General features: G+C 36.9%; 6 protein-coding genes. All 6 read right to left on the bottom strand.

Going from position 1 to position 14,664, the window contains the following annotated elements; genetic code table 11:
- Positions 1-48 precede the first annotated feature (48 nt).
- Entirely contained in the window at positions 49-1,638 is a 1,590-nt protein-coding gene (locus HHU12_RS12195; RefSeq protein WP_205959872.1) for an Ig-like domain-containing protein, read from the bottom strand.
- Between the two features lie 50 nt (positions 1,639-1,688).
- Entirely contained in the window at positions 1,689-3,314 is a 1,626-nt protein-coding gene (locus HHU12_RS12190; RefSeq protein ID WP_169657023.1) for a RagB/SusD family nutrient uptake outer membrane protein, read from the bottom strand.
- Between the two features lie 3 nt (positions 3,315-3,317).
- On the bottom strand, positions 3,318-6,488 hold the full coding sequence (locus tag HHU12_RS12185) for a SusC/RagA family TonB-linked outer membrane protein (RefSeq protein WP_169657022.1): 3,171 nt from the start codon (positions 6,486-6,488) through the stop codon (positions 3,318-3,320).
- A gap of 278 nt (positions 6,489-6,766) precedes the next feature.
- Positions 6,767-10,771, bottom strand: a complete 4,005-nt coding sequence (locus HHU12_RS12180; RefSeq protein ID WP_169657021.1) for a putative glycoside hydrolase — start codon at positions 10,769-10,771, stop codon at positions 6,767-6,769.
- A gap of 167 nt (positions 10,772-10,938) precedes the next feature.
- Positions 10,939-12,102, bottom strand: coding sequence for a putative glycoside hydrolase (locus tag HHU12_RS12175; RefSeq protein WP_169657020.1), 1,164 nt, complete (start codon positions 12,100-12,102; stop codon positions 10,939-10,941).
- A 46-nt stretch (positions 12,103-12,148) separates the two neighbouring features.
- Positions 12,149-14,584: a hypothetical protein gene (locus tag HHU12_RS12170; protein ID WP_169657019.1), complete on the bottom strand. Its 2,436-nt coding sequence runs from the start codon at positions 14,582-14,584 to the stop codon at positions 12,149-12,151.
- Positions 14,585-14,664: the final 80 nt, after the last annotated feature.

Genomic DNA, 14,664 nt, shown 5'->3' with positions numbered 1-14,664 from the left:
TTAATTCTTCATTCTTCCCTCTTACCTCATCCCTCTTCCCTCTTTTTATTATTGTAAATAAGGTCCTCTGATATCATTGAGGAAATATTCCATACCAACGGCTGATCCATCATCACTATTGATAGCAAAGAAGATCACAACTTTTTGATACTCAGTTTTGGCAGTGAGGTGAGAGAAATCGAAAGTATACTCTACCCACTCTCCATAACGGTCTGTTACGATATCCTGATCTAATTTCAATTGGGTTGCTCCTTCACCCGCAGTATTTCTTACTACAAGGCTTATGATATTATTTTTAACTACTTTTCCTGGATCCGTAGTTTTCAACCATAGTTTGAAAACGCCATTTTTCTGTAGATCAAGTGGCTGATCTAGATCAAAAGTGAGATTAGGGTAAGGATTGTCATTTCTTATAATTTGCATCACTTCCTCTTCTTCACCTAACCTTGAATCATCAATCACGGTAGTTACATCTAACTGGTAGGCTCCGCCAAAATCAGCAAGATTATTTTCATCATCTCCTTCTACATAATATTGGACCGTTGTTTCTACTTTAATCGTGATTTCATCTGTCAATCCTCCATCTTCAGCAACAGCTCTGATGATAGCTTCACCTTCGCTTATTGCCATAACTACTCCTTTTTCGTTGACACTTAAAATCGTCTCATCTGAAGAACTCCAAGTTACATTTTTGTTGGTCGTATTTTCAGGTATGAAAGTAGTGGTCAATGCAAGTGTCTCTCCAAATGAAGGCAATACAGTTTCTTCTGGAATATTGATGGTCATACTTTCAGCAGGAACAGGTGCAATAACATTGACTGTAACAGGTCCTGCAGTGATTTTTCCATTGGAGATAAAAACAAAAGCTTTTCCTTCTCCAACTGCTTTCAATGTTTGATTTTCGATTACTACAATCGTACTGTCCGATGTGTAATAGTCAAAAATAGTATCGTTTGCATTTTCTGGGAGATAAGTAAACTCTAATTTAAGGTCTGCTCCTCTATCTATAATTACCTGTTGTGGCAAATCATTGATAGCCGTAATAGGAATCAATTCGTGTACTTTTAAAACTGCTTCACTGACAATTTGCTCTTTTAAAAAGTTATTAGTGTAGGAAGTCAAAACAGTCAAACCCGGTGAATGCGCAGAAACTAAGCCTGATCCATCAATATTCGCAATACTTTCATCTTCTACGCCATATCGGATCAACCCTAAATCATTTACATCAAAAGGGTTGGTATTGGCAATTACCTGAATGCTTCTTCCTTCTACTACATCATAAAGTCTTTTTGAAAACTGAATCGTTTCCACTTCACTTATTTCTTCTCCAACTACAATAAATGTAGTATCCTGAATACCTGACGGAACATGCTCCGCAACAAGAGAAGTCCATCCTTCTTTTTGAGCTACTACCCATCCTGTCGTTTCATCTACCTTTACAATGCCGTCTCCTTGAAGCACCGACCAAACAACATCCTCTGACCTTACATCTTCTGGCTGAACGAAAGCCATAAACTGTAGTGAATCCTCTACTTGTAATCCATACGGCTCCTGCCATGGACTGATGTACACTTCTGTGACCGTTTGCATTGCTTTTTGCTCCTCTTTTTGTGCACAACTTCCTAAAAGGAGAATCATGACAAAGCTTATAATGCTGTTACTATATGTTTTCATATTATTTATCATGATTAATACCCGCTATTTTGTTTCCAAGAATTATTCATGGTCAATTCTTCAATTGGTATAGGCCAGATGTACTCATGTCTTGGGTAAGGATAAGGCTCATAGGTTACCAAAATAGAGTCTTTTTCTACATTTAAAGGCCATTCTGGATTATCAGATGAATGATAATAAATCACTCTTGCATCTGACTTTTCTTTCAAGCGATTGGTTCTTACCAAATCAAACTTCCTCTTTACCTCTCCGTTCAATTCTACTCTTCTCTCCTTCCACACTGCCTCTCTAAATTCTTCATAAGAAAGACCTTCCGCTAGTGGTAAAAGACCTGCTCTTTCTCTTAAACGATTGAGCTGTGCATAAGCTTCTGCAGTTGGTCCAGCGTTGACTTCATTTGATGCTTCAGCATAAATCAACATTGCATCTGCAATTCTATATAACACGATGTTGATATTACCATCATGATTCAATGCTCCATCTACACCTCTGTAAAGATTAGGGTCGCACCACTTATGAAAAAGAGGATTACTGAAACCTGTTTCTCCATTGGCCATAGTAGTTTTGGTCAACATACTCCATTCTCTTCTTTGATCATCTTCTTCAAATGCTCTATATAGATCAGGAGTAGGAATATACCAGCCTCTTTGTGCTCCGTTGAAAGAAGGGCCTCTTACACCCCAGAAAAGTGAATTGCTTCCCATATTTGATTCTGTCACCAAATAAAGTCCTTCATTTACACCTGATATATTTCCGAACTCAACAACTGATTCTTTCGAGAAACGATTTCTCCATGGCATTCCGCACGCTGGCGTTTCACCGTCACCTTGCTCGAAAATATCAAAGCCTCCGTTGTTATGAATTGCTTTTTCAGCATAAACCATTGCTGAATCATAATTTGTAGCCAACCCAAGAACCATATTTCCTTCCGTTGTCTTTCTCCACCCTGCCAAAGTCAAATAGACTTCTGATAAAATCACATTGGCAGACGTTTTTGTCATTCTTCCTTTAAATTCACTTGAATAACTCTCTGGTAGATCTTCTAAAGCTTCTTTTAAATCAGGAATAATGATAGTATGGTATATTTCTAAAGCATTCACTCTTGAGATTGATGTGATTTCGCTGAGCTTATTTGTAGATTTCGTCACTGAAGGCACGTCTCCAAACATTCTTACTAAATGATAGTAATATAAGGCTCTCATCACTTTCAGTTCGGCAATATGACTGCTTCGGATATTTGGATCTACAGCATCCATTTTGCTGATCAACTCCATTCCTTTATTACAGTCGGCTACCCCTCTCCAAAGTGGCGTCCAAACTCCCGAATACATAAAAGGTTGAGATGAACTCACTTTATGCAAAACATAGGTATCGACAATTGATCCTAAGTTGAAAGAGGCAGACATATCATCTGTCCCAACATCCCATAACGGAATAAAACGAGCGTATAAATTCGTTCCTTCTACCCAATTCTCATAAGGAGCCAATGTCAACATCTGAGCCCCTTCTGCAGTTTGTGGTATCTCGTCTTCTGTGATCAGGTTTTTAGGATCTTCAACTAGAAAATTTGAACATGAAGTTGAAAAAATAAAAACGCCTATTAAAAAATGCAGTAAGCTATATTTAGTAAAGTTCGTCATGGTTTATAAGCTTAAAGTTAATCCAACAGTATATGTAATCGGTAATGGGTAAATACCATAATCATGTCCCATCATCAATGAATTATTTCCTCCCAATGACACATCAGGATTGTACCCTTTGTAGTTGGTCCAAGTATAGACATCATTGGCTGATAAAGTAAGTGTACCTCGTGTTTCTTTTAACTTGAATCGGTAACTCAAATTGATTCTTTTCAATCGGATAAAAGAAGCGTCTTCAATAACAGCATCACTGAAAAGTATATTGTTTTGTGAGTTACTTCTTCTTGGTGCATGATGGGTTTCACTTGGATTATCAGGTGTCCATCGGTTATCAAAGTTTTCCTGTTTTACATTCGAGTTTCCATCCATAAACGATAATCTCCAATCCGTTAAGTTCGCCATTTCACGACCGTGTTCTCCCACTATAAAGAAACTGAACTCAAGATTTTTATAGGAAAATTTATTATCCATAGACCAAATAAAATCAGGTTGTGCCCTGCCAATGACTGTCTTATCATCTTCGGATATTTTTCCATCTCCATTCAAATCCTTGTACTTCTGCTGTCCAGGATGCTGTGCCTGCAATCTGTCTGTTTCTTTCCAAGGTGTGTACGTCACATTATAACCATGCTGTTCTACATCTGACTTGTATTTTGCTGATGCTTCAGCTTGCGTCATTCCTTGAAACTCTATAAAATCTTCGTACTGATATACACCATCTGTTTTGAAACCCCAAAATGCACCCAATTCTTCACCGACAATCAAACGCTGTGTTGGGCCAGTGATCCATGGGTTTTGATACCCTGTACTTAGTGTATCTGTTCTGAGTGATGTAATCATGGTTTTAGACTGCGTATAAGCCAAAGTGGTTGACCAAGTAAAGTTTTCTTTCTCTACGTTGACCGTTGTCAATGACAATTCAATACCCTCATTATTGATAGAACCTACATTCAATAAACCAGTCTGAAATCCTGAATAAGAAGGTACATTGGTCACCAAAAGAAGGTCTTCAGTATCTTTGTTGTAATAATCCGCCGTCAATGAAAGTCTCGATTTATACACTGCTACATCCAATCCTAAATTGATTTCTTTTGTCATCTCCCATTTCAACTCATCGTTGGTAAAAGAAGCTTCTCTTAATACAGAGTACTGATTGGCCGGATCTCCTAATATAACTCTGTTAGTGGTGTAGGTATTCAGTGATTGGCCGACCGTTGAAGCCGGATTACCGTTTGTACCATACCCTACTCTCAGTTTTAACAAATCAATATTTTTGTTGTCTTTTAAAAAGTTCTCATTGTTAATCTTCCAAGATGCGGCGGCAGCAGGGAAATACCCCCATTTATTTCCTTTGGCAAATTGTGAAGCTCCATCTGCTCTTAATGATAAGGTTAAGAAATACCTCTGATCAAAGCTGATGATTGATCTAGCTACACCTGACATCAATGTTGATTCTTGGTTTCCTGACATATTAGGAAGCTGTAATAAACCGGCTCCCATATCATAGTATAAGTTATTATCCGTAGGGAAATTTTTGGCTTCTTGCTGACTCCAATCCACTCCCAAATAACGCATACTTCCCATGATTAAGTTTTGGGTTTTCAACCTACCGAATGACTTGTTGTAACGAATCATATTGTCCCAGTTCCAAGTCATTACATTGGTATATCTTCTTCTGGCCCATCCAGCATTGAAACCTTGAATGTATAAGCTTCTGTCTCTGTAAAATGAATTCTCTCTTTGGCTAAGAAAGAAACCAAAACGTGACTCCGCTTCCAATCCATCTATCACTTTATACTTTAAATAGAAATTACCTAAAAGATTATTGTTGATATAATCATAGGTATTACTATTGACATAAGTAGTAGGTGTATTGAGTAAATCAGCGATTGTAGAATCAGAACCTAATGAGTTTTTCCCATCAGGTGTCATCGTTGGTTGCGTTCTTAACGTTTGATATACTACACTCGACTGTCCTTCATTTCCGTTAAAACTAGTGGCTGTATTCACTACTTTTGATTCACTTCGTGTGAGGTTTAAGGTAGAACCAAACATCACCTTTTCAGATAAATGAGCATTCATATTTCCTCTCAAAGAAAACCTTGAGAATCCTGAGTTAGGAATAATACCCTCTGAATCATACAAACCTGCCGAAGTATAAAAGTTAAACTTCTGTGTACCTCCAGAAATTGTAACGTTTCCGTCTACAGTATGTCCTTGCTGATAAAATTCCTTTTGCCAATCCGTACTTGACATCTGACCGTTATTGGCTACGGCTAATAATGAATCCGAAACATTATGACCGGCTTCCTTACGTAACTTTACAAAGTCATTTGCATCTATCATGTCCATATATGACCAAGGAGCTACTTCATGCACTGAATAATTGACAGAGGCATTGACTCTCGTTTTTCCTGCTGAACCTTTTTTAGTGGTAATCAAAATAACACCATTAGAACCCATCGCTCCATAAATGGCGGTAGAAGATGCATCTTTCAAAACTTCAATGGATTTAATATCCTTAGGGTTCAAATCTGCTAATGCACTCATTTGTGCTCCTTCTTCTTGCTCCATTCCTGCATTGGTGCCTGAAGCTAAAGGCACACCGTCAATCACATACAAAGGTGCTGAATTGCCACCCAATGAGTTGACACCACGGATTCGAATGGAAGAAGATGCACCAGGTTGTCCGGAGTTGGTGGTTACTTGTACACCTGCCATTCTACCTTGTAATTCATTTTCAAAAGAGGCTTGCGACGTTTTTTCCAGCACATCTTCTCCTACTCTCCCCACTGCTCCAGTAAGATCTTCCTTTTTTTGCGTCCCGTAACCAATGACAATGACTTCTTCTAATTCATTGAATTCTTCTTGGATTATGATCGTTATTGAAGATCTACCATTTATTGGTACTTCTTTCGTCACAAAACCCAAGTAAGATACTACGAGTATATCGTCTTTATTTGCTGAAAGTTTATAGCGTCCATGCATGTCTGTAACAGTTCCCATACCGGACTTTCCTTTAATTGTAATCATTGCTCCTGGCAATGTTCCGTCTTTACTATTGATCGTTCCTTCTACAGTAAAATTTTGAGCGAAAACTTGTGCGTCAAATGATAGTAATGCGAATAGAACAAAAAATAGAAAGAGGCTTGATTTGTAATAATCTTTCTTCACTTCAATTTCTAAATAGATGATAAAAAATTACTTGCTTGTAAAGCAAATGTAGAGGTTACGCTTCTGTAAAATGTTATCCAAAAATTACAAACTATGGTCTATTTATGGTCTAAAGCAGTTAAAATCAGGTTTTCTGTTACAAAAGCGAGGTGAAATAAATATTAAAAAATCATTGATGGGAAATTAGTAATATTTTTATAAACTCAAGTACTAAACGCCTCAATTTTTGAGGTTTCGAGTACCTTATCATTACAATTTACTCGAAACCTCCGTTACTTTTATTCCTTTACAAATTTTTGAGTGACCACTTCTGCGTTCACTTTTTTGCCTTGCAATACATACACTCCCTTGGGAAGTTGTTGTACATCAATATGAGTTGACAATCCTGATTTTAATACGCTGTTTTTCCCTAAAACATCTGTAATATTCACCCACTGTAATGGTTCTGAAAAGTGTACTATCGATGTTGCAGGAATTGGATATAACGAAAAAGATTCATACGAATCTAAATCTATTGCATTAATGATCTCATTGTCCGTACTGACTCTATTATTTTCTCCTATTACGGAGGGACCTTTTAATGCTGTAAAATAGATAGACAAAGAGGATGCATCAAAATCTGTATCAGGCGAAGCGTAAAATAGATTCACCTGATTGTAATCACTTTCTAAAAAGCCTACATCAGAGAAATCAAAAACAACTTCTATCCATTCTTCTTGTACTTCAATATTCTGATGAACGGCAATTTGAGTCTCCACATTATTATCTTTTCTCAAGTAACAACTGATTCTATTCTCTGTGATCGGCTGTTCTAATTGGGGTTGAAAGATTTTGAGTGTAAACACTTTGGAAATGGAAAAGTCAATATCATTTTTTAGATGAAAAACCATCGTAGAATGCACTGTACTATCTGACCTTGTGAACTTTAAAACTTTCTCTTCCTCCACTATACATTCTAGATTAGGGTTGTTTACTAATTCAGTTTCTCCCATAAAAGGGTACATAGAATCAATCAAAGCGTTGGTACCTTCTGCAAAATAATAGTCATTGAGATCAATGGAAGTTAGGTTTTCAATATTGATCTCCAATACGTTTTCTAATGCATTTCCAAAAGTATCTGTTATCCTTCCCTCCATGGAAGTAATGAAAATACTATCCATCTCATGGTTGATCATTATTTTCGGTAAATCGAAATAAATTTCTTTTTTAAAAGCATTGTATTCAGGGGTGAGCGACACCGTTTCTTCTTCCAATTTTAAGGTAAGACTATTGATCTGTACTGTATCAAAATCATGGTTATTTTCAAGAGATACAACCACTTGATTTCCGTATTGATTGGTTCTGGCACAGAGTATAAAGTCATCTTTCTCAATTGCGGAACCCATCAAACTACCAACATAATATTCTTCTGATCTTGAGTTGAAGTCTGCTCCATCAAAATGAAGATAAACCTCATTATAATAGTCCTCCAGCTTTGTCAAGTATTCAAAGTCAAAAGTATAATTTTGCCAGCTGTCATACGTCAGAATACTTGTACTTTGAGAAAGTTGAGTTGCTGAGTTTCCATCCTTTTTCAACGTAAGTGTCAAAAGTGTATTGGCACCTGCTACTTCTTTGATTTTCCCCGCCATCATACTCAACTGAAAAGTCTTTAAATCTTCTGCTCGAATCTGACCGTCTATTGGAAGTTTTATATAAGAAACGTTTTCATTTTCCTTCTGAAAAAAGTGAGCTCTTGTAGCAGTGAATTCCGCTGTGGATGGAGACGTCTGCGTCTCTTTTTTGACTCCTAAATTCTCACTTTCCATTGCCTTTATATTGTGATGCAAATGTCCGTTACTCCAATAAGGGGTTAAATAATGATCAATGTTAGCAGATTTACTTTCTAAATCCACCGTTACTTTTCCATGTTCAAATTCTCTTGACAGTACCCATCCTTCTTTTTTAAAGTTGCCCAAAGGTTTTCCAAAATTCTGAAACAACTTATCATAGGACCCTAAACCACCATCAACACTTGCGTAACCCCATGCATAAATAAAATAAGAGTATTCGTGCATTCCCATCAGAAAACAACCTAATGGAAAATCAATATTGTCATTAGAGATAGAGATCAATTCCTCATTTGTATATTGATTGAGAAAGTCGATATCACGCCAATACCAGCCCGGCCATCCTTTCATAATTACGGACTTGCCCATCTTGCCAAGATTATCCATTGTCTGAATATCCATCAGAATGTTTTCTTTGCTTTCACTTCCCAAAAATGCAAAATGCTCTACCAAAAGTGCGTCTGCATATTGTGCTAAATGCAATCCTTTGATCACTCCTTCATTATATTCTGATCTATAGCCATTGATAATAATAAACTTATCACCACCAATTACCTCACGAGTTTCTTTAAGCATAATATCTAGCCCTTCAACTATTGCATCGTACTTCTCTTGTCCCCATAAATTGATGTTACTTTCAAGCGTCACTTGAATCAAAGCATCAATAAATACGCCGTCGGCTCCAGTTTCATCCAAAGTATTTTTCAAAGATGTGATCCACCAATCCCTCACCTCAGGGAGTGAAATATCATAACGCACCACTTCAACCCCTTCTCCATTTTCTCTTGTATCCAATACCCATTCTGGGTGAGAAAGAAATTCTTCACTCGCTTGGTACACATTATAATGCACAAAGCCATTCCAATAATAGATCACTTTATAGTCGGGGTCTAGAGCTTTTAACTGTTCCACTTCTGCTTTGATTCCAGCTTCTGTATTTCCATAGGGAGTGATGGCATGTGTTTTTTCTAGCGTAATAAAGTTGGAATGATTGATAACAAAATCTGCTTCTTCTGGAGTAAGTAAACCGCTCTGTTTATGAAAGTGTAAATGAACGGGAATTTGATTCCAGGAGAAAGATGGAAAACGTGCTGGAAATTCTTTTTCAACACTCACCTTATTTTGAATTGGTGTTTGCTCGAATGCTCGAATATATTGGCCCGATGCTGAAAAAATCCCTACTCCTGTATAGCTTAATGTTGCTTGATCTTCTTGAGCAATATGTGTGACACCGTCTAATTTTAGCGTCATGTTAATACCGTCTTGAACAACGGAAGCGATATTAAAATCATTACCATTAATCGATACCTTAAAATTATTTTCTACGCCTTCAAGTGCTAAAAGATCAGGGGTATTGAGTTGAAATTGGATGGCTGTACCTTCCGTATTTGTGGTAATATCACTTACCCTGATTTGATTCGGGTAGCTTTGTAACGGTACAGTTAAGTCACTCAGGTAAAAAGTATTTCCTGTAGCATCAAGATCTGTATCTGCTGAATTAAAAAACAGAAACACCTGATTGTAATACGCTTCCTTAAAAACCATGTCTTTGAAATCGAAAGTATACTCTACCCATTGATCAAAGACAGTAATGTCACTTGTCTTGACCAACTGCGTACTGCCATATCCATCTTTTCTCAAGAATAATTTCAGCGTATTTGAAGTGACCTCTCTTTGTGGATCTTCCATATACATTTTCAGCTTAAAAACCGGTTGATCCTCTGGTAAATAATATCCCTCCAAATCAAACTGTAATGAAGTGTGAACTCCTTCTGTTTTAATCACTTTTCCTACTGTCGTATTCGAGTTAATATTATCAATAGATGGGTTAGCTACCTGACTTTCCAATTGCCCCGTTAGGATACTTAAATGATCTAAATTTCCTGTAAAAGATTCTAACACTTCCGTCTCTGTGATAAGAGGTGTGCTCAATTGATCTATGAAAAAGGAAATATTTTCATATTGCTGATCGGTATCTGGAGAACCGAAAAACAAAAATACTTGGTTATAATAAACCTCTCTTGTGGGTACGGTGCTAAAATCAAAATGGAGTGTCTGCCACTCATTTTCAGTAGTGATCAATTGTTTATTCCCCAACTGCGTAAACGTGGTATTGTCTTTTCTCAAGATCAACATTACGGGCACTTCAGTAACACCTTCAGGAATAGAGGAGACCAATACATTCAAACTAAATGTACTGTTATGGTCGATATAAATACCTCCTGTTAAATCACTATTTATAGAGGCATAGAGTCCACTGCTTCTGGTAAAACGAGCTACTTTTTCGGAGGTTCCCGTTGTTGGGTTAGGGTTATCTACTTCCGTTATAAATTCGCCATTGTAGGGAGAAGCAAACTGAGAAAAAGGGATGGATCTCACCTCTAGTTCTTGGCCGTAAATCATACTGAAGTTGCAAAGAAGAAGAGAGATAAGTAATGGTAAAAATCTTTTCATTTCGTAGTTAGTAATAATTTCATTTCTTTCAAAAGTGTAGCATCTACACATCCCAAAAGTAGGTTGAACGCACCAAGATCTGTTGCACAATTCTTACAAAATGATGGTTAAAAAATACAAAAAGCATCTCTCAGGGAAAGATGCTTTAAAATAGTGTATAAAAATTACTACTGTTGTTTCCAACTAAAATTTGATGTCCTGTTTTCTAGGTCAACTGTCACTTTTACTTTCTCAAATTCTCGTGTTAAAACCCAACCCTTTTGAGTAAATTCATTGAGAGGTTTTCCTGTATCTTTTTCCAATAAATCATATTGAAGTTGAAAGCCATGCTTAAATTCATATCCCCATGAATAACTGAAATAAGAATAATCATTGGCCCCCATCAGAAAACACGCTAATGAGAACGGAAGGTGTTCAATTGCTAATGCTTTTTTATGTTCAAAAGATTCCTTCATCACGTCTTTATCGATCCATGAAAAGTTGGGCCATCCTTTGACTAAAGCCATTTTCTTTTGCTTACCAATCTCTTGTACCGCTTTGATATCGGCTAAAAGCATCTCTTTAGAGCCACTATGGAAATGTCCGAAATGTTCGATCATCACTGCATCTGTATACTTCACAAATTCCATCCCTTTAGTGGTACCTCTTAGTGATCGTATACCATTACAAATCATGATGTTATCTTTGCCCAAAGCCTCTCTTGTTTCTTCTAAAATGGAGAACAAACCATCTTGAATCGCATTAAATTTTTCTTCTCCCCATAGTTTTTTGTTTGCAGGAGAAATGATTTGGATAAACGCATCCATAAAGACACCATCACAATCATTTTTCATGGCTTCCACTGCTACACTCACCCACCATTTTCTCACTTCCTCATTCGAAAGGTCATATCTTTTGAGGTGCTTCGTATGCGGTTTATAATCCAATTCGCCGTCCAATCCTCTCAACCACCACTCAGGATGTTGATCATAAGTGGCATTGGCATCGTAAAAAGAGTAGTTCAAGAAGGTGTTCCAATAGAAAATTACCTTCGCATCTTTGTTGTACTTCTTTAATTTTTCAGCATCAAGATAAGTCCCCTTCTCAGTGCTCTTTAACTTATAATATCCGTGCATTTTCTCTAATGCGATGATATCTGTTCGTTGTGCTACAAACTCTGCTTCCTGCTCCGTTAATGTATCTTTTGGTTTACCAAAGTGAAAAAACATAGGTATTCTACTCCAATCATGCTTCATCACTCTTGGTGGTTTTGCTTTTTTGACTGGAGGATTTTCTGCTGATAATGATAACGTCAAGAATGAACAGAAGAGGAATAATAATAACTGTTTCATATTTTTTTCTGATTTTAATTAAGCAGTTAAACATTTAGATAACTGCTTATGGTTGAAGTGTCACATCTAATGGAATACTGTACGTCAGTTCCCACGTTTTGCTAGTAGGTTCAAAGTCTGTCTGCCAATAATCATTACCATGTTTTTCTTGTTCAAGTTGGATAGGATTGCCATTTCTCTTTAAGACTAATTTCAAGTCTTTATAAGATTTCAAACCGGCTACTGTCATTGGTATATACCCGACACCGCTTTTGAAATTCACTTCTAATGCTTTTGATTCGTCTTCTACCTCTATTTTCAAAGGACATTTTCTGATTACCTTACCATTGCTCACCTCTAACTCCAAATTATTTTGTTGAGCTTCTCTGAAAATCGGTTTCCATGTATCTTCAGCTTCTTCCAAAAAAGCTTTAAAGGCCTGATTGGGTCCATAATAACTTTCTGCTTCCTGCGGAATAATACACATCACAACTGTGAATTCAATACTATCTCCTGCTTGTAACGTTTTAATATCCGATGGTAAGTTGATCTCCATCAAATTTGAATTTACTCTTCCTCTATGAATACCATAAGTAGAAAAACGAGGTGCAACTTCTTTTCCACCAATAACAGCTTTCCAGTCCCTTAACACCAAGCCTTTGTTTGCCCATGATCCCCATTGTTTTGCAACTGGATTGACTGCTTGATGCATACTTAACCAAGGAGTTTCACCTTCAATCTTGATCTCTTTTTGAAGGTATTTTTTGTCTTCCCATTGATTCTCCATTTCTTTGATCAATCCCTTCTCATTGCCATACGCAAACATCTTCTCTGTAGAATACGCATAGGTTTCTGAACCTACTTGTACCAATGCCAATCGACTGAATTGAAGTGGTTTGTCCACTTTTATTTTCAAAGTATAAGTACCTCTATTATAATCGTCAGTTCTATAGATCGAAGTCATTAATTCATAACTCGCCTCACCACCTTCTGTTACTCCTGCATAGACAACTTCGGTCATATTTGGGCTCAATCGTTTATGACGCGTCTTAATGTTGGCTATTTGCTGTTTCTTACCATCCATATCATACACTCTCATAAAATCTCCACCACCTACATTACCGGTCCAATTCCAGACTTTCGGGTTGGCTACACCTTCTATTGTGCTTTGAATCATCAACGGGCGTACATCTGTCATCATTGTAGAAGCCTGTCCGCCATCAGGTTCATAACAGATACTCTCACCAAAAGCACCAATGGCAGATTGTTCCCACAATTGATTGTTTTTAGTCTGAGCACTCGGCCACCCTACCAAAGAAAGCTGAGAATGCGATGCCGCTGGCAAACTTCCCCAGAAACCCGAAACTCTTGTAAACTCTATGTTCACTTCAGATTTAGGAGGAATAGCAATTTTGGTGTAGGCTCTTAGCCAAGGTCCATTAAACTTTGCCGGTTCCATATGCCAATTTTTCGATATTTGTACAGGAATACCCAATGGGTTTCCATCATTGTCACGAAGTAAAATCGAAACACCTGTAATGTTTTGTACGGCATCTGTTTTCTCAAAAACCAATCTTCTGAAAACCGTTTTAGCAGAATTATTTTTGAAAGAAAGATCGATTCTTTCCATGCCATCCAAACCTTCGATATTATCATTAATAGACACTACAGTAGATTGATGTAATGGATCTTCTTTTATTTCTAAATCACTAAATGGACTTGTTTTCTCTTTTGCACTAAACTGTAATTGATGTACTTCATTTTCCGTATTTGCTGTGATCAACGTTGCGGATACTTTTCGTCCAGATATTGGTGCTGACACTGAAAATTTATTTTTCTTAAAAGTGACAGCTCCATTTTCCGTTGCAGAAAGTAAGCGTAATTTCTTTCCTGCTTTAGTCTGAATGTTCACTTGTTTTGAGATCAATTTTGTTGACTTCACCTCTTTTTGAGGTAACTCCAATTCCAAAACTAATTCCATCTCGTCTTCAGGAACTTGATTTCCTGTAAATTCAAATTCAAAAGAAATTACATCATTCCAAGAAGCAATTTCTAAAGAGAAGGGAAAATCAGGTCCATCTTCTAAAGCCAAGCCTGTAATATATCTTCGGTGAAAAAACTGACCACTCTCGATTAATTCATTATTGGTAGCAATATCAGCACCTGTCACTACTTTATATTTAACACCATCATACACCAAATACAACCCCAATAAATCCTGGTCTTTTTTAAAAGAAGCTTCAGGTAAATTTTGATGATGAGCCTCTTGAATATTCATCGGATTAGTAAAGAAATCTAATTTCTCCAAATGAACATTTTTATAATTAAAGGCTAAAAAGTGATGGTTGGTTTGAATATGGAATGTACTCGTTTGATCTAGTGTTTTAGGATAATACATATAACTATAAGTACTCGCATTATCCCACAATGTGGAAGGCAGTTGTTGCCCTACAACCGATAAAGAGGCTAACAAAAAAAGTAGACTCGTATAAAAAAATTTCATTGTCATTTCATTTTAAAGTAAATCATCGTCACGATCCAAAAGTAGGTGAAAAGCCTTTTTTTCTATTGGTTAAAAATGAC

The organism is Flammeovirga aprica JL-4, assembly GCF_012844305.1.
In the GTDB taxonomy this organism is placed as follows: Bacteria; Bacteroidota; Bacteroidia; order Cytophagales; family Flammeovirgaceae; genus Flammeovirga; species Flammeovirga aprica.
The sequence above is the reverse complement of the archived record's forward strand: the minus strand, read 5'-3'. Positions and strand labels throughout refer to the sequence as shown.